The sequence below is a fragment of the Vibrio sp. 10N.261.51.F11 genome (assembly GCF_041471665.1).
GTDB lineage: Bacteria > Pseudomonadota > Gammaproteobacteria > Enterobacterales > Vibrionaceae > Vibrio > Vibrio crassostreae_C.
The window spans coordinates 13,925-35,974 of the sequence record NZ_JBFROW010000053.1 but is presented as its reverse complement, the minus strand read 5'-3'; the positions used below and the strand labels follow the sequence as shown (position 1 = coordinate 35,974).

The 22,050-nt window shown below is 43.3% G+C and carries 20 protein-coding genes; 2 read left to right on the top strand and 18 right to left on the bottom strand.

The genetic code is table 11. The annotated features are described in order from the left end of the window. Positions 1-14: 14 nt before the first annotated feature. The 18 genes from AB4351_RS16465 to AB4351_RS16380 all read right to left on the bottom strand — a co-directional run bounded on the left by AB4351_RS16465 (position 15) and on the right by AB4351_RS16380 (position 20,060). Entirely contained in the window at positions 15-4,415 is a 4,401-nt protein-coding gene (locus AB4351_RS16465) for a DUF6701 domain-containing protein (RefSeq protein ID WP_372126601.1), read from the bottom strand. Next, positions 4,412-4,873, bottom strand: a complete 462-nt coding sequence (locus AB4351_RS16460; RefSeq protein WP_372126599.1) for an MSHA biogenesis protein MshP — start codon at positions 4,871-4,873, stop codon at positions 4,412-4,414. The genes AB4351_RS16465 and AB4351_RS16460 overlap by 4 nt, the downstream gene beginning before the upstream one ends. Continuing rightward, positions 4,863-5,585 (bottom strand): PilW family protein, encoded by a 723-nt coding sequence (locus AB4351_RS16455; protein ID WP_372126598.1) that lies wholly within the window; start codon positions 5,583-5,585, stop codon positions 4,863-4,865. Before AB4351_RS16455 ends, AB4351_RS16460 begins: the two co-directional genes overlap by 11 nt. Further along, positions 5,585-5,947, bottom strand: a complete 363-nt coding sequence (locus AB4351_RS16450; protein ID WP_137001739.1) for a prepilin-type N-terminal cleavage/methylation domain-containing protein — start codon at positions 5,945-5,947, stop codon at positions 5,585-5,587. The genes AB4351_RS16455 and AB4351_RS16450 overlap by 1 nt, the downstream gene beginning before the upstream one ends. Next, positions 5,944-6,441 (bottom strand): prepilin-type N-terminal cleavage/methylation domain-containing protein, encoded by a 498-nt coding sequence (locus AB4351_RS16445; protein ID WP_137001738.1) that lies wholly within the window; start codon positions 6,439-6,441, stop codon positions 5,944-5,946. Before AB4351_RS16445 ends, AB4351_RS16450 begins: the two co-directional genes overlap by 4 nt. Positions 6,442-6,590: 149 nt before the next feature. Beyond that, positions 6,591-7,085, bottom strand: coding sequence for a type II secretion system protein (locus tag AB4351_RS16440; RefSeq protein WP_137001737.1), 495 nt, complete (start codon positions 7,083-7,085; stop codon positions 6,591-6,593). Positions 7,086-7,120: 35 nt separating this feature from the next. Then, positions 7,121-7,696 (bottom strand): prepilin-type N-terminal cleavage/methylation domain-containing protein, encoded by a 576-nt coding sequence (locus AB4351_RS16435; RefSeq protein ID WP_048618134.1) that lies wholly within the window; start codon positions 7,694-7,696, stop codon positions 7,121-7,123. 79 nt (positions 7,697-7,775) lie between these two features. Next, positions 7,776-8,231: a hypothetical protein gene (locus tag AB4351_RS16430; protein ID WP_017068728.1), complete on the bottom strand. Its 456-nt coding sequence runs from the start codon at positions 8,229-8,231 to the stop codon at positions 7,776-7,778. Positions 8,232-8,234: 3 nt separating this feature from the next. Beyond that, the gene (locus AB4351_RS16425; protein ID WP_017061351.1) at positions 8,235-9,458 is read right to left on the bottom strand and encodes a type II secretion system F family protein; all 1,224 of its coding nucleotides are present in this window, start codon (positions 9,456-9,458) and stop codon (positions 8,235-8,237) included. A gap of 12 nt (positions 9,459-9,470) precedes the next feature. Continuing rightward, positions 9,471-11,195, bottom strand: a complete 1,725-nt coding sequence (locus AB4351_RS16420; RefSeq protein WP_017061350.1) for a GspE/PulE family protein — start codon at positions 11,193-11,195, stop codon at positions 9,471-9,473. Continuing rightward, positions 11,185-12,360 carry a tetratricopeptide repeat protein gene (locus AB4351_RS16415; RefSeq protein ID WP_372126596.1) on the bottom strand — a complete coding sequence of 392 codons (1,176 nt, stop codon included), beginning with the start codon at positions 12,358-12,360 and terminating at the stop codon, positions 11,185-11,187. Before AB4351_RS16415 ends, AB4351_RS16420 begins: the two co-directional genes overlap by 11 nt. 2 nt (positions 12,361-12,362) lie before the next feature. Then, positions 12,363-13,202 carry an ExeA family protein gene (locus tag AB4351_RS16410; RefSeq protein ID WP_017061348.1) on the bottom strand — a complete coding sequence of 280 codons (840 nt, stop codon included), beginning with the start codon at positions 13,200-13,202 and terminating at the stop codon, positions 12,363-12,365. Positions 13,203-13,255: 53 nt separating this feature from the next. Further along, the gene (gene mshL, locus AB4351_RS16405; RefSeq protein ID WP_017065932.1) at positions 13,256-14,893 is read right to left on the bottom strand and encodes a pilus (MSHA type) biogenesis protein MshL; all 1,638 of its coding nucleotides are present in this window, start codon (positions 14,891-14,893) and stop codon (positions 13,256-13,258) included. A gap of 15 nt (positions 14,894-14,908) precedes the next feature. Beyond that, a complete protein-coding gene (locus AB4351_RS16400) occupies positions 14,909-15,241 on the bottom strand; it encodes a hypothetical protein (RefSeq protein WP_017061346.1) in 333 nt (110 codons plus the stop codon). Continuing rightward, positions 15,234-15,881: a type 4a pilus biogenesis protein PilO gene (pilO, locus tag AB4351_RS16395; protein ID WP_017061345.1), complete on the bottom strand. Its 648-nt coding sequence runs from the start codon at positions 15,879-15,881 to the stop codon at positions 15,234-15,236. Before pilO ends, AB4351_RS16400 begins: the two co-directional genes overlap by 8 nt. Next, positions 15,881-17,323, bottom strand: a complete 1,443-nt coding sequence (locus AB4351_RS16390) for an MSHA biogenesis protein MshI (RefSeq protein ID WP_372126595.1) — start codon at positions 17,321-17,323, stop codon at positions 15,881-15,883. The genes pilO and AB4351_RS16390 overlap by 1 nt, the downstream gene beginning before the upstream one ends. Before the next feature lie 2 nt (positions 17,324-17,325). Then, positions 17,326-19,341, bottom strand: a complete 2,016-nt coding sequence (gene csrD, locus AB4351_RS16385; protein WP_372126593.1) for an RNase E specificity factor CsrD — start codon at positions 19,339-19,341, stop codon at positions 17,326-17,328. A gap of 161 nt (positions 19,342-19,502) precedes the next feature. Then, positions 19,503-20,060, bottom strand: a complete 558-nt coding sequence (locus tag AB4351_RS16380; RefSeq protein ID WP_017061342.1) for a single-stranded DNA-binding protein — start codon at positions 20,058-20,060, stop codon at positions 19,503-19,505. A gap of 278 nt (positions 20,061-20,338) precedes the next feature. Here AB4351_RS16380 and AB4351_RS16375 point away from each other — a divergent pair, with 278 nt between their 5' ends. After that, positions 20,339-20,986, top strand: coding sequence for a LuxR C-terminal-related transcriptional regulator (locus AB4351_RS16375; protein WP_029235590.1), 648 nt, complete (start codon positions 20,339-20,341; stop codon positions 20,984-20,986). Positions 20,987-21,143: 157 nt separating this feature from the next. After that, entirely contained in the window at positions 21,144-22,016 is an 873-nt protein-coding gene (gene galU, locus AB4351_RS16370) for a UTP--glucose-1-phosphate uridylyltransferase GalU (RefSeq protein ID WP_017061340.1), read from the top strand. The last annotated feature ends 34 nt before the right edge of the window (positions 22,017-22,050 follow it).

The window sequence follows — 22,050 nt, the reverse complement described above, 5'->3', positions numbered from 1 at the left end:
CAAAAATTATATTATTACTGACCTGTTAAGCCACTTTCACCTCGGTAGATCACACGATCGTTACCACGGTAGATACCAAATGTGACGACGGTGGATGGATCTTCATCACCCAGTTGGCGCCAGTTGTAACGTAGCCATGGTTGATCTTGATCACTGCCACTACATGAGATGTTATTTCCGCCATCGCTATCAGGCTCAGAGTCATCCATTCTTAACCACAGACGAACTTGCTCACGTGGCGCGTCTGTTCCTGCTGGCGTATTTTGATTTGCTGTGACCTCTTCTTCTCCATCATCCACATTTCCACTACCGTTAAGTGAAACTAAAGTGGTTGCCGCCCCTTCACTGTGCCAAATAACTTGTTTACAAGTATTAGCCCCATTGAAGGTACTGCGGTCATCATCCTCGTTAACAATAAACTCGCTGCCATCCCAGAACTCAGCGCGCAATGGAATAGTTAGAGTAGTATCAGAATTGCCACCAATATCATCTAGCACCATTCGACCATAACGAGCTGGAGGCTGGACCGGAAACTCGACAGAATCAGTCAAAATATCAGAGTCAGTAAATGAAACAGGATCAACTCCTGCAACAGTCAAGCCAAAGTGGGTAATAGTGGAGTTAGCATCTGAAGTATTAAACGGTGCATCTCTGCGGCTAACGTCATCTGAATCCGTAACTCGCTGAAGAACAGCGGCACTATCGTTCAACAACCAATGCTTACGATCAGCAGACCAAGTGCCTGCTCCAGTATCCAATAAAAAGCCATTATCGACACTGGCATCATCCAAAATACCAAAACTAGCTTGCAGATCTGAGCTGAAGAACCTGTAGTTATTGAGCGCATTATCCGTATCGCTCTCACCTGATGCCATTGGATATACTTGGTGAACTGTAGAGTCATAAGGTTGACTTAGGTACGCAATATTATTTTGATTTGTAACATTCCACTTAGGGTCACCTTGCATGAAGTATTTGGGGTAAAAACGGCCGATAGTTTTAGACCCAGTGACACCTGAATCACCATTTGGAGGGGCAATGGTGCTATAAAAGTTACCCGTTTCAATTGCAACCAATTCAAAACTTCCTACCTCTGAGTAGGTTAACCCATCAAGTTGGTACCCACCATTTGACTGATCACTAATTGAAATACTCGGAGATATCGTGTCGGGCATCAAATAGCCAAGTACACCCTCACTTGGTGTGTCTAAATAATGGGAAACACTGATCGAAGCTTGAGACACAAAATAATTCGAAGGAACACCTACATTATTTGAACATACGGAATTTACATTAGCTCCGGTAATCATGGGTTTCACGTCCACATCAAAGCTCTCCCCCGCTGCAACAAAGCCACTACTACTGGATTCTGTACTCGTTCCACTTGAATCGCTATCAGTACATACAGCAAACTCATAAGGTTTAGATTTGACAACAAAGCTACCAACCAACCCCGAACTTGCGGAATCAGGCTGTTCATAAATAGGACACCCTTCAATTTCAGAACAATCAAAGCTAGGATCATTGATAACTACATTAACTTGCCCAACATTGCTCCAATTTACTTCAGTTGTAGCACCACCATTATCAAAATTTAGATCTGTAACTGAGAAGTCATCAAGTGATCCATCTTCAGGGGTAGGCATTTCAAGAAAGTAATCTTTAGAAGCATCAAATGATAAGTTTTTAGTATAGCCATTTACTGGGCTAACAACGCCTTGATCACAAGCTTGAGCCGTCACCTCTACCACTAACTCTTGAGAGTCTTGAGCTGCATTCATATGTATTTGGCTTGGGCTTGTATCAAACTTATAGGGCACATAAAAAACTTGTGTCGATGTTGCGGGCTCTGAATCGTAGACTCCCCCAACACTGAAACTACCAACCGTATCAGAGTCTAAATACAAGGTTCGAATGCCACCATCAAACGTATAATCCGGAGTTTCACACGCATTGTTAGCTTCACCCGTACACCATCGCGTTCCCGTTGGGGTTACCGTCGCTTCAAACTGCTCATTAGAGTCGACCAATTCGCCATTCTCTTCTAGGCGAAACTCAACCGGAATTCGCTCACAGGTTAGGCTGTATAATTGTTGAGGTTCTACAACCAATAATCCTTGCTGTACTGGGGGTTCACAAGAATAATCAGGTTTGATTATCGTTACACCATTATCAAGCACGGCGACTCTCGCTGTCACGGCACCATGAATAGCTGTCTGATTTAAATCTACAGTATCTGCGAGAATAAATCCTTTGAAAGTAGAGTTCCCAACGTCAAATATGACCTCACCTTTAGGAGCGTATATAATGGGATAAGCGAAGTCAGATTGTATATCAACTGACAAGTTAAACTTCATACGTGTTATCACATTTATTTGAGAGTTGCCCTCAAAGGCATATACCAAATCTCCTGCATCATGCTCATAATTATCAAAGGTCACCGTGGAATTATCAGGAAAAACCAGTTCTACACCCGCCCCTCCACTAACTTTAACATCTGAGATATAACTGTCTTCATCTAAGACGACTCGAACTAGATTATAATCATTCCCCTGCTTGTTGATAACGAGCTTAGACAAGTTACTCTCAATGAAAACATCTATTGTTTCACCGTTAATTTGGTAAGAACATATCTCTGAGTCCGCTCCGCAGCTCTGCAAAATATCCGAAGCCTTGCCCGTAATGGTTAAACTTTCTGATGGATTTTTTTCTGCAATAGAGGTTACGTAACTGCCTTTAATCTTTCTTAATTCAAGTTGGCTATCATTATTACCAACATCACATTGATGTTCATCACACACTGGAAAATTATAAATATGATAAAACTCACTCGCATCATCAAAACCCAATAATAAAAAGTCATCTTTTGTTGTCCATTTATCATTAAAGAGCTCATAGCCTTCAGAGACCTTTTTTAAAGATTGATTAATATAGTTATTAGACCAGCCGCTAAATTTTGTTTGCTGGCTGGTAACCGTCAATGAGCTATTCACACCAGTCCAACTCTGAATGGGCTCGGGAAACAAGTTACACACGTTGGCAACAGGAACCACCTCAGGTAACTCAAACGCAAAGTAACCCACTTCTTCCGGAATATGCGTGCGGTCTCTAAAGTCCTCATCTACAACAAAGCTAACTTGGTTCGTGTTAATGTTACATCGACGTAGCCAGCCTCCGTGTCCACCAGCCCTCTCTTGTTTATTAGCTATGATCCCGTCAATATTCGTTAGAGAGGTGGTAGCATACTTATCCTCACAGCCATCCAACATTGGGTCATTACCGCTTTGACTTGGCGTATCATACCCTCTTGCAAATTGAACCTTAAAACCATCAACATCAAGGTTAGTATTGGTGGCTAAAGTCGCTAAAAACGCGATCTTCTCATCGTCATAATCATCGTTACTGCGGTGAGAAGCACTTAGCTCCAAAAACAAATCAATGTATGACGTTTCATCGGTTCGCCTAACCTTGCCAGAGGTCATCCATTTATCATTGTTATTTCGAGTTTGAATTTGATGTAATACCACCGGATTAGAAGAAAAGCCAGCTCCGCCAAAATCGCTATAAAGGACTCTATCATTACTATTTGAGCCTGATTTAGCACTGGCTGCATCGGTGTTCAAATAACCCGCTATGACTTCATGGCCATTAAAATCGGCCACACCGGGCTCAATCGCAAGGTAACTGACTTCTGTTATCGGTTGGCTATCTAAATCTGAACCACCGCCATTCTTTGGCGCCTTAATCTGCTTGATGGTCGCTTCGGTTTTGCTTACCTCGGTAACCATTAACGTTGCAGGAGCATCCGCGTCAGGGGCACTTGAATCAATGGTTGGCATCACAAACACCAGTGGCGTGTTGGTATAAGACTGAGTCAGTGGGATCTTACATTCTCCACCAGAGCACTGAACGATACCAAATTCATACTGAGCATCGTTTGAATAAACCGGCGGTGGCTCGATATCCGAGCTGTCACATTCTAGTTCAGTACTGTCCCCACTATTAATATCGACGCTTTGCGGGTGAATACCTTTAAAGTCTGCGGGGTAATTGCCTAAAAAAGTAAAACCCTGCCCATCGTCAACGTAGTAGTCTGCGGTTCCGGCATCATTTCCCGCTCCCGGCTGATAAATCAGTTGAACACTATAGTCTCCCCCACCAAGCATGTAACGAGGATCGCGAATAAAGGGCGTATCTCCCACCGTAGGCTCATTAATATCATTGGTCCAGATGGTGTATTCCGGGCGGTTATTTCCGGGCTCTTGCTCTGCAAACACAGATTCAACAAGCTGGGCGGAATTGATATTAAATGATATTTTAAATTCACCGCTCGGATCTACGTTACAAGTCGACGCTGTCGCGATCAAAGGGAATAGGCAGAAACAGGCAACTAAAATATATCTACATGCTTTCATCGTATTGACTCCTTCACCCACACTTCTTGAATACGTTGCACTTGGCTCACACCAGAACCGCAAATTACCGAAGACTCTAGAACATAGAAAACAAAGCCATCAAGCTCTCCTCGATTGGAACACTGCACTCGCTCAAGAGAGCAATTCACCGAAGCCGTATCAACCATAGAGCTTGCTACCGTAAAAATCCCACCTCCGGGTTGGAGATCATTGCTGCTACAAACACTAGCAACAGCAGAAGAAGCCTGAGGATCAGGATCCGGATAAAACTGAGTCATAACATATTCATTAACAGAGTGACTGAGCAACCAAGCTTGTGTGCCAAGTACAACTCGAGTGTTTGAATCATTATCAGACCAACTCGTTCGACTCAAACTTGTCGCTAAGAAACCAAGCACCACGATAACAAAGATGACAATGACTAACGCACTACCTTTTTGGGTTGATTTACGGGACATTAATCACCTGTATATCTAGCTCAAACACTGTGGACTCATTATTTTCTGCAAACTCGAGAATCAACTCAACAACACCGTTACTCTGAACATCCGCAGGTTGATAACTCAGAGTGCTATTCTCACTCATAACTCGATCGCTTATTGTGACACCATTACGAGTTAGTAAATTACTATTCGCAAGGCAATACTCCACAAGGTTATTTGAGTCAAAAATGTAGTGCCTTTTACCTACAGATTCACTGACAAGAGTGTTAGCTCCATTTGGAATAGAAAAGTATGCAGCAGATACGCTTGGAGGAACCACACTATCAAGGGGGTATATATTATTGAGGTTGCTGATATCTGTATGTGGCCTAGTCGGATTGATAACCAATGACATAGATTGTAATGAACTACTTGTCGCTCCAGTATCACTAACTAAGAAATTAATATCGGCCCCCGAGGTAGCGTAAAAACCTGAATCAACAATTGGATAAAATGATACGCAACCGCTACTTACAGAAGCAGGAAACAGATTAGGTACAGCATGTCTCACTTCACGAGAAAGCTTTTCCAATACAAACCTAGCTTCGGTTTGGAGTCGAAAGCGCTCTACAGAACCAAAATAGCCTCTCATTCCAAACTCAGTAAAGTTCGCAACACCAAGCAAGACGATACTTGAGATGACAATAGCTAAAATCATCTCTATGAGCGTAAATCCTTTCCCCTTCATCAATATTCCCCTTTATAAGCGACTAAGGTGATAGGAGGATTATTGCTTGCGGTAATTGTTAACGTAAATTTCTGCATCGAAGCAGTTGGGGGATCGTTGGCAACAACCAAATCCACATCAAAATTAGTATAAGTGCTGCCGAGTTCAATTGGAGTACCAGAGCTCACCGTTCCGTAATCTCGAGCTAACAGATCGGTCATAATACTTTGACCTAATGCTGAAGCTCGGTTGGAATAATTCACTTGCCCTGAAAGCGCGGATTGTGGTGCGAGAAAAGTAGAAAATGCGAGCATTGCAAAACCAAGTAGTACAATAACAATGATCGACTCAATAAGCGTAAAGCCACTATTTACGTACTTCATGGGCATACCTGGTTACTTGGATAGACAAAACCTTGAGAATTGATACAAACCCAAGCTCTGTCTGGACTGTTATTAGATGAGATAGTAATTTGAACACCAGATGATGCAGTATTTTCAGGGTTACCTAAAAGGTTGAATTCGATTGGAGAAGAGTAACTAGAGGTAGGAACAGACGAGAAACTATAATCATCACTAGCAATAACATCACTTCTTGTTTCAGATATGTTGTAACAAGCAGATTGTGCGCCGATGCAATTGCTCTCAGCCACTAAACGTAAGCTTTCAGCTCCTGACACAGACATATCCATGTTAGACTGCATTCGATTCAATTGAACCTGTCGTATGACAGATGCTGCTTGTTCTTGCAAAGCATACAATTCATAACTTTGTCTTCCACTAAAGCGGCTAATCGCAGTTAGAGAAACAATAGCCAGCAAAAGAACAACTACAATTAATTCGACTAAGGTAAAACCCCAGTTTAACTTTGCATTCATAAATACCCCAAGTAACTCTTAGTAGCTCTACATTACAAGATAGAGTCAGAATAATGAAGGTTTCGAATATGAGTTTCAATTCTAATTCTAGTTTATAACTTGAATAAAAAAGGCCAGCAAATGCTGGCCTTCAATAGAAAAAATCTATATTAGCAATCGGTATCAACTACCATTGTTGACGGTGCTTCATCAACACCAGTCCCTGAAGCTTCGGTATATACAACATAACAGCCGGTTGCAATAATAGCAGCTGCAGTTGTCAATTCAGGGTCTGCAGTAAAAGTAGCATAATATTGAGCAGGGGCGCCAATTGCACCTGACACAGCAGAATCCCAATCTTCTTCTAGACCAGTAACAGCTAGTTCAATACCTGTAGCAGTGCCAGTTGGGTATCCAAAATACGTAGTAATCCCATCAACATCAGTACCAGCAGCAGCACTTACAGACTCAACGCCTTCAATAGCAGCCTTACCATATACAATACCTGCAGCGCCAGACATGGCCCCTTTTAGGCCTTGCAAAGATGAAGCTCGAGCATCGCCTTGCAGGTTTAGGAAGCGTGGTGCCGCAGTTACAGCAAGAATACCTAGAATAACAATTACAACCACTAGTTCGATTAGGGTGAAACCGCCTTGTCTTTTCATAGTTAAGCTCTCTCTATGTTTAATTTTACGCAGACTTACTGCAAAGTTACGGTCACACGACCAGTTTTAATTTCGTAAACAAATTCATGTTCTGTACTACCTTCTAATTGAACGTAAGTACAGGTTGCATCACCTGAATTCGCTTGCGCTGAATATTTGTAATTTGAGTCATTAGCGACATCTGAAACCGCACCTACTTTAGGTGGATTTTGCAGCAAGTTTTCCATCAACTCAGAACATGTTTCATCTGAAATATCTTGTGGAGCAGTGCTCGAATTATTGTTCAGAGTCCACGGATAGCCATCACGAAAGTCGGTCTCGACGTTGTTACTGTTTTTTGATCTTGTTAACCAAAAATCAACACCATCATAGTTTACAGTATTGTATGTTTCAACACCTATCTTCTCTGACGGCCTTGCTTCCGCTTCCCATTGTGCTCTTGCTGACAAAACAGCCGTTGCAAAGCCACCAGCAACGCCTTCAATGCTTGATTTCTTAGCTTCATCTGTCACATCTAAGAAGCGAGGTAGGGCTGCAACCGCCAATAAACCAACGACTACAATCACTATCACTAATTCGACAAGGGAGAAACCCTTTTGATTCTTAAGCATTTTCTACCTACTCATCTAATTATTAACGCGCATTATACATTCGCGCTCGTATAAAACCATAAAAAAACTGTCAATATTTTCACAAAGCCAAAATATTGGCTTTCACACTAAACCTTTCTCTTTCAAGTAATATATCTACCTGATATTTATCAGTATAATGATAACTACAGTGAAAGTGTCTGTTGTCACTTTTATCTTCAACTCTTGGAGAGCTTAGCCCTAAAATGCTCCCTTGAGGATATAATTGATCCAGCCAATAATTACAGTCTCGCTCCGTACCTTGGATAGGCATTACCCACCCAGTTCTGCTGTAGATCTTTGGGGGTTCCGAGCCTTCTTCTTGCCCAGCACCCGATAACAAATACTGCTGTTTGAACAAATTGGCTTGCTCTAAAATCCGCTTGCTCGCGACGATAAATGCCGTGTTAGTCGCTTCTTCTTCTACCGTTTTGAATGCCGAAAGCACACCGACAATAAGAAAAAGAATAACCACTGTCCAAATAACAAAACGTGAGCGTTGTAGGTTATTTAGCATTCCCTAGCCTTTGATCGCATCCAACATTCCCCACATCGGCAAGAAGATACCTAGCGCCAAAATCAGCACCATGCCTGCAACGATGGTTAACAAAATGGGTTCAATTCTGGCGGTTAAGGTTTTCAGATCGTAATCGACTTCGCGGTCATAAAAATCAGCCACTTCAAGTAATAGCTCATCAATACGACCCGTCTCTTCACCGACGGAGATCATTTGTATCACGAGCGGTGTGAAAATTTCGCTGTTAATCGCGGTCGACGAAACCGTGCTACCGGCTTCAATGGCCGATTTCATGGCTTGAACTCGCAACTCTAGAAAACGGTTATCTAAAGCTTCCGCCGAAAGCGCTAGCGACTGGTTCAGTGGAACACCCGCTTTAAGCATCAAAGCAAAAGTACGCGAGAAGCGTGACAACAGTGCTCGATTCACTACCCCGCCAATGACCGGCATTTTTAAGCGTAATCGATCCCACTTTTCCAAGCCTTTGTCTGTCTTCACCCAAGCTTTAAAAGCGAAGATAAGACCAAAGATCACTCCAAGCATTAAGCCCCAGTAATTCACAAAGAACTCAGACATACCAATCAAGATACGAGTAGGCAGCGGCAAGTCGACACCAAAGCGCGCAAACATGCTTGAGAACTGTGGAATAACCTTGATGTTAAGAATGAACATTGCAATCAAGATAAAACTGATCACGAATGTTGGGTAACGCATCGCAGTCTTAATTCGTTTGCGAGTCTCAACTTCTTGTTCGTAATATCCAGCTAATTGCAGTAAAGCCTGATCTAGACGGCCTGTGTTTTCACCAACGCCAATCATCGAGACAAACAACGGACTGAATACCTTTGGGTGCATCTGCATTGACGCCGCTAAGCCGCGACCATTAGTTAGCTCAGCAACCACCTCTTCCAAGGCGGCTTTCAGCTGCTTATTTTCGCAGTTTTGAGTGAGGCCTTTCATCGATCTTAATAGTGGTACACCCGCTTTGGTTAGGCTGTATAACTGTCGACAAAACAGAACCAACACCTCTAACGGTACACTCGGAAAGAACAGACTCGATACATCCATATCTAAGACTGAACCACCACTTTTGCCCAGTTTGATAGAGGTTGGAATGATCCCTTTACTCATCAAGCTTTCAGCAGCAAGATCTTCGTTATTCGCGTCTAATTGCCCACTTACTTGACTACCATCAGAGCTGCGACCTACATAACGATACGTTGGCATATCATTCTACCCCTACAGATAAATTGGGTCAGTGGCACCGGACGCATCACCTTCGCCAAGATGCATTATCTCATCAAGACTCACGACACCTTGCAGAGCCAATTCCATCGCAGAAGCCAATAACGGTTTATAGTTTTCAGACTGTCTCGCCTTTTGAGCAAAACCTACCGCATCATTAGCTCTCAGTGCATCCATCATGTTTTGCTCTAGCTCCAACATTTCAAATACACCAATTCGCCCGCGGTAACCGGTTAAGTTACAGTTCTGGCAACCACGGCCTTTCATAAACGGCACACCTACTTGGTTAGGGAAACGGACGCTCAGCCATTGCTTGCGAGGTTCATCTAACTCATCCTCAACCTTACAATCTGTACACACTTTACGAACTAATCGCTGTGCGACTACTGCTCGAACAGCGCTCGCGACCAAGTAACCCGGAGCACCCATATCCATCATACGCAACGCGCTGTCTACCGCATCATTGGTATGTAACGTACTTAATACTAAGTGGCCGGTCAGTGCAGCTCTCAAGCCTATCTCAACGGTTTCGTGGTCACGCATCTCACCGATAAGAATAATATCGGGATCCTGACGTAGAAAGGTTCTCAAGATAGTAGAGAAATCGAGATTGATCTTAGGGTTTACCTGAACTTGATTCACACGAGGTAGGCGGTATTCCACCGGGTCTTCCGCAGTAATGATCTTTTTACCCGGTTCGTTTAATTCACTTAACGCGCCGTATAAGGTTGTTGTTTTACCTGAGCCGGTTGGTCCGGTAACCAAAATCATGCCATGTGGACGGCGCAATTGTTGACGCAGACGAACCAACAGATCACTCGGTATGCCCGACTCTTCTAGTTTACGTAGGCCTGCTGACTGGTTAAGAAGACGCATAACCACTGATTCACCGTGCTGTACTGGCATGGTCGACATACGAATATCAACCGACTGACCTTTAGCTCGGATATTAAAGCGACCATCTTGAGGAAGACGTTTCTCTGAAATATCGAGGTTTGCCATCAGCTTCAAGCGCAGTACAAGTGCCGAAGCAATATTCACCTCATTCAGCAATGTTTCATGCAGCACACCATCAATACGCTGACGAAGACGCAATACGTTTGAATCTGGCTCGATATGAATATCCGAAGCGCCAACCTGAATAGCATCTTCAAATAGCGAGTTGATCAGCTTAACGACGGTAACTTCATCACTGTCTTCTTCAGCGATATCGAAATCAAAGGCATCATTAACTTGGTGTTCAGCGTGAAGTTGCTCAGCAAACGAGGCAATCTCTTTGGTTCTTCGATAATAGCGATCGAAGCCATCAACCAATTGCCTTTCTTGAGCAACAACGAATTCCAGCGCGTAATCGCCGAGCTGACCAAGCAAAGACTCTTGGGCAAACAGATCGGCTGGGTCGCTCATTGCAACACGCAAAGTGTCACCTTGGCGTCCAATAACCAATGCACGAAGGCGACGAGCATGTACTTCGGGCAAAAGCTGTACCGCTTCAACATCGACAACAGCTCGGCTTAAATCAATAAGAGGAATCGCTAACTGCTGCGACAAAAAGCTCAGCATTTGTTGTTCTGACAAGAAGCCAAGCTCAATTAGAGCGTCACCCAGCTTACGGCCGGTACTTTTCTGAGCGGCCAGTGCTTGTTCAACTTGAGCCTCAGTGATAATGCCTTCTTCGACAAGCAAATCACCAAGTCTTTTTCTTAATCTAATTTGCATCGCCGCTCTCCTCTAAAGCATTGAGTATTTTTAACCGGTCACGCACAAAGCTTTGTGATTGAGATGAGATACCGACTCTGGTTAACGCACCTTGGTATGACGCTTTAGCAGCTGTGAAATCGAGTTGACGTTCTTGCTGAATCGCTAAGCCTAACCACCAGCGAGCATTATCTGAATCGACCTCAACCAACTTTTGGTAACTTTCCAATGCCACTTCTTCTTGCTGACTCTTTTGACTCAAGGCCGCACGCATCGCCAAATAATTTTGGGTAGGGTTCGGTGGTAAATGTATTAACGGACTTAAAGCCGCTTCTGATTGATTCGCTTTTACCAGCAGTTTTGATAACCCTAAACGCAGTTTTTCACTGTTGATGTTGAGCTTGATACCAGACTGATAAAGCTCATAGGCTTTGCGAGTATCGCCTTTACCAAAATAGAGAATCGCAAGTTTCTGACGGACATCTTCATTTCTTGGGGTATAACGCAGCGCCTCGGTATAACCTTTCAACGCACCAGTAAGATCGTTCGCATCAAGCGCTTTCTGAGCTCGACCTTGTGCATTCACAGATAGCTGTTCCGGAGTTAACTCAACCTGCTCGATCAACATTCCGCTATTTTCTGAACCACCAGAGGTTATAGGCTCATTAGAGATAGACGCAGGATCTTTTTTGGCCACACTAGCAACGTAAACTGGTTGGAGGATGTCAGTCCTAATCGTTTTAGGCGTGCTTAGAGGTTTAGCCGGTGTTTGTTGTTTTGTCGCTTTTGGGGCAGACATAACAACTGATTCGGAAATACTAGGCTTAGATTGAGCGCTTTTTGCCATCGCAGTGTTTTCTGTTGAAAGGATCGCAGAGTCTAGTGTCACCAATTTCTTAGTTGGCGATGAGATAGGTTGAGCAACTTCCTGAATGCCATTTGAATCATCAACGACAGAGACTTGAACCTGTAAATCTCGAGTTGAGATTGACTGCTCAACAATAGACTGATCAATCACAGGGCCTTGCGATATCGCCCAGCCGCCCATCGCTAAACTCAAAGTAAAACCCGCAACAACCCAAACTAGGGGGGAACGCGTTTTTACTTTAGGTACGAATGCCGCTTCAATCGAAGTCGCTGATTTTTTCTTTGCCAATTCAGACAAGGCGTTGTTAATGACGCTCATAATTAATTCCAACCCCACAGTATTGGCGTTTTAAATTTAGGCTTACACACATCGTACGTTTCATGCATAGCTGAAAAAAGATGTTGGTTGTCGATACTTTTCTTATCTTCACTGAACGAAAGCAATAGAGCCTTATGGCAAAGTTGGTTTATCAATCTAGGGATACCTAACGACGAACGACAGATCGCCTTTTTTTGATTCAAGCTGAATAACTCAGGACTGCCACCAGATTTAGCGATTCGATTATCAATATAAGCCACCGTTTCATCGAGATTCAGCGGTCTCAGTGTCGAACTAAATGTGATTCTTTGGCGAAACTGCCTTAGGTGGTACGCCTCTAATCGAGCATCCAATTCTGGCTGACCTAATAAGACAATCTGCAGCAGTTTTTTATCTTCCGTTTCAAGGTTACCAAACAACCTTAATGTTTCGAGCGCTTCATCCGATAGAGCCTGAGCTTCATCAAGAATAGCCACCACTCTTAAACCAGAATTGTGCAATTCAATGAGCTTATGCTGAATGTTATCAACCAAGGTTGCTTCATTATCGACAGCTAAACCAAGCTCTGTTGCAACCGCCTGGCGCAAGTCTGCCCCTGATAACACAGGGTTTGGTAAGTAGATCAGAGCTGTACAGTCATGTAGGTGATTGACCAACATCCGGCAAACCATGGTTTTTCCAGTGCCTACCTCTCCGGTCACCTTAATCACGCCCTCGCCCATTTCCAACGCCGAGATTACCGTCTGAATCGCTTCGAAATGAGGCGCTAAACCATAGAAGAAATCGGTATTCGGCGTTAAGGTAAATGGCAGTTGTTCAAAACCAAAGTGAGCTTGATACATACGACGACCTAGCTTAGTGAGACACTGCCACTCTATATTGAGAAAGTAAGCAATTACTCTTCATCAGGGAACCACTGCTGAAGAAGATCACGTGAACGCTCCAACTCATTTTGCCAAGTATTCACACCCACGATCGTTGGCTTAAGCAAGATCACGAGCTCAGTTTTTTGCGTTAACTGATTGGTATTACGGAACAAATGACCTAAGGCTGGAATATCACCGAGGAATGGAACTTTAGAGGTCACATCACTGGTGTTGGATTTCATCAAACCACCAATAACAACCACATCGCCATCTCGAGCTCGAATCACTGAGTCAGACTCACGAATAGAGCTTTTCGCCAAAGGAAGCTGCACCACACCCGTTGTAGAACCAAGGTTGAGCTCTTTCACTTCTTCCTCGACCTCAATAACGGCTGGGTGAACATGTAAGAATACGCTACCTTTATCATCTATCTGAGGGGTCACATCTAAGGAGATACCCGAAAAGAACGGAGTTAACTCAACCTCAGGTGCGACGTTCGCGTTGTCACCACTGCCTACCGCGCTAGATAAATCCGTCACGTAGTATTCGTCAGTACCCACTTTGATAACCGCTTTCTGGTTGTTTGCAGCTGTGACTCGTGGGCTTGATAGAACGTTCAGGTCACCTTGAGTATCCATAAAGCTCAATACCGCTTCAAAACTGCCATCTGAGATCGTTACGTTGGTTTGCCCGCCTAACAAAGAGCTGATCGCATCTAATGGAGGCAAAGTTCCACCAGGTCGATCAATTACCACACCGCCGCTGCCAATCGACTTAGATAAATTAGACCAGCTAATACCTTGTTGGTAACCATCACTCAAGGTTACTTCCATGATTTTGGCTTCTAGGATAACTTGACGCTGCAGGCGTTTTTGAGAAATACCTAAGAACTCTCGAACCTCACGAATTTCGTCAGGGTAAGCACGCACTGTAATCACACTCGCTTGCGGGGTCACGACAACGCTTTGCCCATCGCCCGAGCCAATTAAGTGAGCAACCGCCGCTTCAAGCTGTGGCCAAAAATCACTTTCAGAGGTCGTTTCAATCTCTGTACCACCATTCGATGTCGAGTTTGATGAATTAGAAGAGTTAGATGAATTTGACGAGTTTGAGTTCGAGTTTGAAGAGCTCGATGAATTCGAATCTGAGTTAGAGATCGTGCCGGTGGTGATCGTCGTTAGTGAGCGACCAGAACGCTTAACTTGTAAGTAATCGACAGGGATCGTTACGGTGCGAAGACCGGCAGGATAAACTTGAATCACTTTGCCACGCTTTTCAATATCGTAGCCATACATATCTTGAGCAACAGCCAGTACCTCATCTAACGTCACGTCCGTTAGATTAAGCGTAAGGTTTCCAGACACACTTGGGTGAATAGCCGCACTATATTCCGTACCTTTCACTAAGCTGGCAAAAAAAGTTCTCGCTTCAACGCCTTTTGCCTGAATACGAAAACGCTTAACCGTTTCCATCCCCGGAGACATCGAGTCAGAATTAAGCTGAGGCATAAGGTCATCTTGAACCGACGAAGGCAGCTCATGAAGCGCTCTGCTATTGGCTTCATTAATTGATTCGTTTAAAGACTCTTTAATCTCAACAGGATCTCTATGCCCCATCGAACAGCCGACTAAAGATGACACTAGGATTGCTACTACAAGTTTACGCATGTCTTCACTCTAACCTTAATTATTCTTAACATCTAAAGAGAACATCTCTAATTTCCACTGCTTAGAGCTTCTCTGCAGAGTGACGTATTCTGGATCTATGTTCTTAACTCGGTACCCTCTGATCGTTTCCCCTTGTCCGAGAATCTGACCATTCATAATCGCATAGCAAGGCGTATCTCCCTTACACACGATGCTTTCTAAAGAAGGCAAGCGATAACGAGTTGGTGCTTTCTTAGCAGGCGCCGTTTTCTGTTGAGGTGAAAGCCAGCCTAATGGCGCCGTGGGATCTTGCTCAGCCCACACAAAAGAGCTACTAAATAGCAAGGACAACAAAAGAGTTCTAACCACCGATAAACTCCTGTCTAGTACCTAATGTGTAAACCTCGAACACCAGTCGAGCTTTAGGATATTCTTCTACTGAGTATTCAAATGTGCGCCAGTAGTAACTCACAGGTAGAGACTCAAGTGCTTGAAGGTAAGCTGAGATATCAAAGTAACTGCCGGTTAGCTCCATTCTTACAGGGTGAAGAAAGTAGCCTGAATATTCGCTGGTCTCTTTATTGTTCGAAATCGCTTCTGGTTTTAATGACTCTAGCGATTCAAGCTTTAGTCCATTACCGGCGTTAAGAACGCTCTCCAGTAACTGCGACATTTGAGAAGGTGTGATTAATCCATCAACAATCTGAGAAAGCTGAAGAGAGAGATCTTGGCTCTCCACCAGCAGCTTTTTGTACTCTCGATTAATTTCTTTGTCTGGGTCTTTGTTTAACTGAGCTTGCAGAACAAGTAACTCACCTTGCTGCCTTTGATTCGATTGAGTCAGGCTGCTCGCCTTGGCATTTTTAGCTTGTAGATCGAGATACGCAGGCTCAACCAATAAGGTGAACAACAACATCGATAGGCCAACAAAACCACACACAAAAAGTAGCCATTTTTCTCTTTGACTTAATGCAAGAAACTTATCGCTCAGCTGGTTCCACTGCTGCATTATTTACTCTCCCGACGAGTACTTAGCTCAAACGTCACCACATCCTGATCATTACGGCCAATTTTTAGTTTTTCAAAAGTGCGTCCGACTAAATTAAGCTCACTTTTAAACTGACCAATCCAGTTCGGAACGACATTTGCGTTACGAGCCAAGCCACGAAGATCTAAAGTATCGTGGGTCATGTAGATGTGCGAAAGAGAAATGTCATTTCGGCCTAATTTAGCTAAGGAATTCATGACGCCAGAATACCCGACTTGTTGGGATTCGTCGTATTGTCCAACAGCCTTCAAAGCCTCTTTTTTAGCCTCAGTCTCACGTTTGAGACGCGCAACCGCCGCGACTTTCTCTGGAGACGGTTTATGCTGAGTTAACTTACTATTCAATTGGTTAACTTGCTTGTTAAGTTGATTCGAGTCTTGTTGCAGGGCTGTTAGCTCTTTATCTAGATTAGAAACTTGATACTGCATTGCGAAGTAACCACCAAGCATCAAAACACAAACTACTCCCCAGCTCGCAACAACATTGGTCAGCGTAAAATATTCTTTTTTAGGCTTAAGGTGTTCAGGGTAAAGATTGACCTTAAACGTCTCTTTTTCAGCTGCAAGTTTAAGCAACAAACTCTCTGAATTATCACGCTCACCTTCAACCAACAGTGAAACTGTCGAGCTCAATGTACTGTTTAAGGCACTTTGTAACTCTGCTTCATCTTCTTCGTCACAACAGATTTTAAGCTGGTGAAGCTGGGTGCCTTTAATTTGAGAAGAAAGGTAATCAATCGAGCGTTGAAGCTCTAAAGCGAGGCCATCTAACTGCAGAGCACTTGACGCAACACCCGTTAAAGGTGGCACAACACTGCGGATGGTTCTTTGAAAACAAACGGTATTTTCGACAAACGCACCCAATTTAAAGTGTGAATTGACGCTACGTTGTAAAAGAATGAAATTAGACAGTTCGCCTGCACTGTAACCCCAGATTTCATCTTCAGGAGCAACACCTATTAATTCAACCTGAGCCGAATTAGTGATATTCAAAAGCTTGTCCAACAGCTTTTTAGGCAGGACATATACTTGCAGCTTGTTCGACGTTGGTAACGCGACCGCACTCGCAGTAATTTCCGTGACTCTTTCTGAAACAAGATCTTTGAGTAAAAAAGGCAGTGCTACCGACCATTCACTCTCTGGAATGTCCGGTTTATCAATTTGGTAGGTTTGGTAGTAGTTAGCACAGACAATCAGTTGGACGCTATTACTGGTAAACGCCTCACTGCTAAGCGATTTTTTTAGCGCACTCTCCCAGTCCCCATTAACCACGGGAATGCTGGCTACTTGAGGATCTTGTTCTGTCGATGAAATATAAATGGCGTCATTGCCCAGCAAGACAACTTGCGAGCTACCTTTATTATTCGTTGGCTTTATTTTGTCTAAAATCGCTTTAAAATTCATTCTTAACTACTACTCTTACGCCATCGATTTCTTCGTCCAACTTTGACAACAGATTCCGCTTTCGCGGCTTTTTCTGCTTGATTAGGCAAAGGGATAATTTGTTGTTCTTCGTCGAAATATCTCCCTTGATAGCCGTTAATGCCTAACTCTATCAAAGTATTCTTTTCTTGTTTTGTCTCGACTCCAACGGCAATAACTTGAGTTGGAGAATCACCACACGCCCCAATTAAGCTTCGAACAAACAGTTGGTTCTCATGCCTTTGATCGATTTTCTTTATTAGGCTTCGATGAAGCTTAATATAACTAACCTTCAAATCCTTTATATAGTGAGTGCTAACAATGGTTCGCCCAGCTTGGCCAACCACAACTTTACACCCTAAACCTCGCAACATCTTTGCCACCGGTCTCATATAATCAAGATGAGCAATCAAGTGTCCTTCCGGAAACTCAAAAGCAAGCTGAGAGCGGTGCTGAGCAGAGAGTTGTAACAACTCACTCCTAAACCACTTAAAATGCTGTTTATTAGCAAATGGGGTAACATTCAGATTCACTGAATAATTGATAGATTGAGTTGATTCTTTAAGCGAACGCAACAAAACCTTCAAAACAGATTGATCCATTTGAGCTTGATAACCCACTTGCTCTACTGCAGGCATAAATCGAGACGATTTCAATAAACCCTTGTCAGGGTCCTGAATTCTAGTAAATATTTCTCTATGTAATTCATTAGCTTGACCAGATTCCGGCATAAGATAACACCGCTGAGCAAAGATTACTAAATTTTCAGGAAGCAGAGCTTTATCAAGTAATGTTCTCCAACGAACACTGCCTCTATCCAACTCATTCTTATTCTGTTTCGGGTAACGGCTCCAGTTATTTATACGCTCCAGCTGGGCACTCTTTAATGCTGTTTCCGTTTCATCCATGATCTGGCTATGACGCTCACCTTCGGTATACATGGTCACACCAATATGACACCAGTTATCAGGTTCCAAAGGCTCTGGCGGAGTTAGCTTATCTAACTGCCTTAAACACTGAGCAGCCAAGGTCGCAATATCTTTTGCGCCCTGATGAGGGATAAATACAGCAAAGTCCGCTTCGTAATAGCGAGAAAAAATGACATCGGGATAGCGTTGAACGATATTCGACAGTACTTCACCGACTTCAATAATAAAGCCGTCTGTGGTTTGCTTATCGTTAGCATCACTAACTTGCTCCCATTCGTCGATACGTATCAGTAACACACCGCCTCGAGCACCACTTTCATGCAGTGCCGATTCCAGCTTATTATCGAATAAAACTCGGTTTGCCGTTCCCGTGAGTTTATCTAGGAAAGTATGGGTACGAATAAAGGTATCAAAGCGACTTCGTTCTTGACGAGCATCTTGTAGCTCTTCAATCAATACATCTAAGGCTTCGCTTGCGGTATAAGGCCACTCTCGCTCATCTCCCTTTGCATGAGCTTCAACCTGACCGGCCAAGATCATTCTTCCTCGCTCTTCCAAGATTTCAGAACCCATGAGTTGTTCTTTCAACCAACGAACACCGCGAGCAAGACAGAACAGAACCAATGCGACAGCCAAAGTAATTGACCACATCGCTTCCATTGAGTAGTTGTAGCCAATATAAGGAGGAAGTGCTTTAAATTCGATTCGGTAGCCTTCATTACGCTCTAAAATGAAGCTTTTCTCATAAAGACGATTGGGATCAATTTGTGGGGAGGTATCTTTGAAACGATAAACGATGCCGGTCTTGTTCGAGAGTTTCATCTCAACAATATTGCTCGCCTGCAACATCTTAGGCATCCAACGCTGCATTGAATACGCGGCGTCAGGGTCTTCCATCTCTTTATCTACAACGTCGACAATGCCAACCAAATAATGGTCTAAATATTCCTGTCCAATACGCTTAAAGGAAAGTGTGCCACCAATAAAAAGAATGAACATCGCGCTGATCACTATCACGGTGACAAATGCGACCAATCGAGTGCTCAATTTTAGTGTCGGGGTATATCTCATGAATAACGAAATCCTTTTCAACTCACATTATACCGTATTGCTACTTATACTATAAATTGACGTTGTAAATAAAGCGTTAAGAATTGTAGGTAACAAAAAGCCGCGATGAACGCGGCTTTTTCCAATTTAATACTGTCTTTATAATATATTAAAAACAGGGATTAAAATGGGATGTCATCATCAAAATCCATTGGCGGCTCATTATATTGAGGTTGAGCCTGCTGAGGAGCTTGTTGAGGTGCTTTTGGCTGCTGTTGAGCGGGAGCACTGTATTGTTGTTGCTGTTGTTGTGGCTGCTGTGGCTGACCCCAACCACCTTGCTGTTGGTTGTTACCCATGCCACCTTGAGCAGGAGCACCACCTTGAGCACGGCCGCCAAGCATTTGCATTACACCATTGAAGCCTTGAACAACCACTTCAGTTGTGTAGCGATCTTGACCGCTTTGATCTTGCCATTTACGAGTTTGAAGTTGACCTTCAATGTAAACTTGAGAACCTTTACGTAGGTACTCACCAGCAACTTCCGCAAGCTTGCCAAACAGAGCAACACGGTGCCATTCTGTTTTTTCACGCTGCTCGCCAGTTGCTTTATCACGCCATGACTCTGACGTTGCAATGGTAATGTTCGCTACTGCGCCGCCATTTGGCATGTAACGAATTTCAGGGTCATTACCTAGGTTACCCACTAATATAACTTTGTTAACTCCACGGCTAGCCATGATTTGCTCCGTCTAAATTCATAGTCTCAGAAAATTTTAGCGCACAAGAATAGCATGCTTTTCTGCAGTGATAAATCGCATTCCTATTCTCTCCTCACTACAAAGAATAAAAACGTAACAAATCATGATATTCAGAGCGATGTTGCTTTTTTCTCCACTTACAAACCACTCATTTACTTTGATAATTGATATTCAACGCAAGTCACTATCAAGGCGCTAGAGAAGCTAAAGCCTGCATGACAACGTGGAATCTAATCCCACTCAAACAGGACGTTTCAATGAGAAAATCAAGATACGCTCGCACTTTACACTTTCTGTGCATCGACCCAAACGATACCTATCTACATGTAAAAGAGATAGAAAAGCATTTATCTATTGTTCTCTACAAAATGACACCCGACGAATTAATGCTAGTTGATAGAAAGCAGAGTAACCGGATCTTGCTCGTCGATTACAGAGAGGTACCACAACTACTGATTATTTGTCCTAACCTGACTGTTATGTGGAAAAATCACGAAATCATTTTATTCAATGTCCCCCAGCAACTTCCAACCTCAGAGCTTCTTACCTATGGGGTACTAAAAGGACTCTTTTACAACACTGAACAAAAGGACAAGATTGCTCGTGGTCTTCAAGAAGTCATTGATGGCGATAACTGGCTGCCAAGGAAGGTAACCAATCAACTGTTGTTTTATTATCGCAATATGGTCAATACCAACACCACACCAACCAATGTTGATTTAACCATTCGTGAGATCCAGGTGATTCGCTGTCTTCAATCCGGGTCTTCAAACACACAAATCGCCGATGACTTGTTTATTAGTGAGTTCACGGTTAAATCTCACCTCTATCAAATATTCCGTAAGCTTGCGGTAAAAAATAGAGTTCAAGCGATAGCATGGGCAAACCAGAACCTGCTTGCATAATCGACCCACCTCTTAGTCTGACGATAATTTTGAGGGAAGCTCTAGTAAACCATGGCTATTGTTGCTGAATTTTCGACATAACTTATGCTAGAGTTGCCCTCAGAAATATCAACCACTCAGGTTGAATCAATAATTATTATAGATAAAGGGTCTTATCATGATCAAAAAGTGCCTTTTCCCGGCAGCTGGCTACGGTACACGTTTTTTACCTGCAACCAAGTCAATGCCTAAAGAAATGATGCCTGTAGTAAACAAGCCTCTGATTGAATACGGTGTAGAGGAAGCTATCGAAGCTGGTATGGATGGAATGTGCATCGTTACTGGACGTGGTAAGCACTCGATCATGGATCACTTTGATAAAAACTACGAGCTTGAGCACCAGATTAGCGGCACCAATAAAGAAGACCTATTGGTTAATATCCGTGAAACGATTGAAGCGGCAAACTTCACCTACATTCGTCAACGTGAGATGAAAGGCCTTGGCCATGCTATTTTAACGGGTCGCGAACTTGTAGGCGATGAACCGTTCGCAGTAGTACTTGCTGATGACCTTTGTGTGAACGAGCAACAAGGCGTGCTAGCTCAGATGGTTGCGCTATACAAACAGTTCCGCTGTTCTATTGTTGCTGTACAAGAAGTTCCAGAAGAAGAGACTCACAAGTACGGTGTTATCTCTGGCGAAATGATCAAAGATGACCTTTTCCGAGTTGATGACATGGTAGAGAAGCCAGAGCAAGGTACAGCACCAAGCAACCTAGCGATCATTGGTCGTTATATTCTGACTCCAGATATCTTTGAATTAATCGAGCAGACAGAACCAGGTAAAGGCGGCGAAATCCAGATCACTGATGCATTGCTAAAACAGGCAAAAGCAGGCTGTGTATTGGCTTACAAATTTAAAGGCCAACGTTTTGACTGTGGTAGTGTTGAAGGCTATATCGAAGCAACAAACTACTGCTTCGAAAACCTATACAAGAAAGACCAGCAGCAAATCGAGCTAGGTAAACACTCGACCAAGAAAGAAGCATAACGACTGGTTAATCACTAACGTTACTGATTTTAGA

Bases quoted from the DNA above. Each gene is read 5' to 3' on its own strand.
- csrD (WP_372126593.1), bottom strand. From the start codon at position 19,341: ATGAGATATACCCCGACACTAAAATTGAGCACTCGATTGGTCGCATTT.
- AB4351_RS16420 (WP_017061350.1), bottom strand. From the start codon at position 11,195: ATGCAAATTAGATTAAGAAAAAGACTTGGTGATTTGCTTGTCGAAGAA.
- AB4351_RS16460 (WP_372126599.1), bottom strand. From the start codon at position 4,873: ATGTCCCGTAAATCAACCCAAAAAGGTAGTGCGTTAGTCATTGTCATC.
- AB4351_RS16455 (WP_372126598.1), bottom strand. From the start codon at position 5,585: ATGAAGGGGAAAGGATTTACGCTCATAGAGATGATTTTAGCTATTGTC.
- AB4351_RS16435 (WP_048618134.1), bottom strand. From the start codon at position 7,696: ATGCTTAAGAATCAAAAGGGTTTCTCCCTTGTCGAATTAGTGATAGTG.
- galU (WP_017061340.1), top strand. From the start codon at position 21,144: ATGATCAAAAAGTGCCTTTTCCCGGCAGCTGGCTACGGTACACGTTTT.
- mshL (WP_017065932.1), bottom strand. From the start codon at position 14,893: ATGCGTAAACTTGTAGTAGCAATCCTAGTGTCATCTTTAGTCGGCTGT.
- AB4351_RS16445 (WP_137001738.1), bottom strand. From the start codon at position 6,441: ATGAATGCAAAGTTAAACTGGGGTTTTACCTTAGTCGAATTAATTGTA.
- AB4351_RS16450 (WP_137001739.1), bottom strand. From the start codon at position 5,947: ATGAAGTACGTAAATAGTGGCTTTACGCTTATTGAGTCGATCATTGTT.
- AB4351_RS16425 (WP_017061351.1), bottom strand. From the start codon at position 9,458: ATGCCAACGTATCGTTATGTAGGTCGCAGCTCTGATGGTAGTCAAGTA.
- AB4351_RS16465 (WP_372126601.1), bottom strand. From the start codon at position 4,415: ATGAAAGCATGTAGATATATTTTAGTTGCCTGTTTCTGCCTATTCCCT.
- AB4351_RS16380 (WP_017061342.1), bottom strand. From the start codon at position 20,060: ATGGCTAGCCGTGGAGTTAACAAAGTTATATTAGTGGGTAACCTAGGT.
- AB4351_RS16410 (WP_017061348.1), bottom strand. From the start codon at position 13,202: ATGTATCAAGCTCACTTTGGTTTTGAACAACTGCCATTTACCTTAACG.
- AB4351_RS16390 (WP_372126595.1), bottom strand. From the start codon at position 17,323: ATGAATTTTAAAGCGATTTTAGACAAAATAAAGCCAACGAATAATAAA.
- AB4351_RS16430 (WP_017068728.1), bottom strand. From the start codon at position 8,231: ATGCTAAATAACCTACAACGCTCACGTTTTGTTATTTGGACAGTGGTT.
- AB4351_RS16415 (WP_372126596.1), bottom strand. From the start codon at position 12,360: ATGAGCGTCATTAACAACGCCTTGTCTGAATTGGCAAAGAAAAAATCA.
- pilO (WP_017061345.1), bottom strand. From the start codon at position 15,881: ATGCAGCAGTGGAACCAGCTGAGCGATAAGTTTCTTGCATTAAGTCAA.
- AB4351_RS16375 (WP_029235590.1), top strand. From the start codon at position 20,339: ATGAGAAAATCAAGATACGCTCGCACTTTACACTTTCTGTGCATCGAC.
- AB4351_RS16440 (WP_137001737.1), bottom strand. From the start codon at position 7,085: ATGAAAAGACAAGGCGGTTTCACCCTAATCGAACTAGTGGTTGTAATT.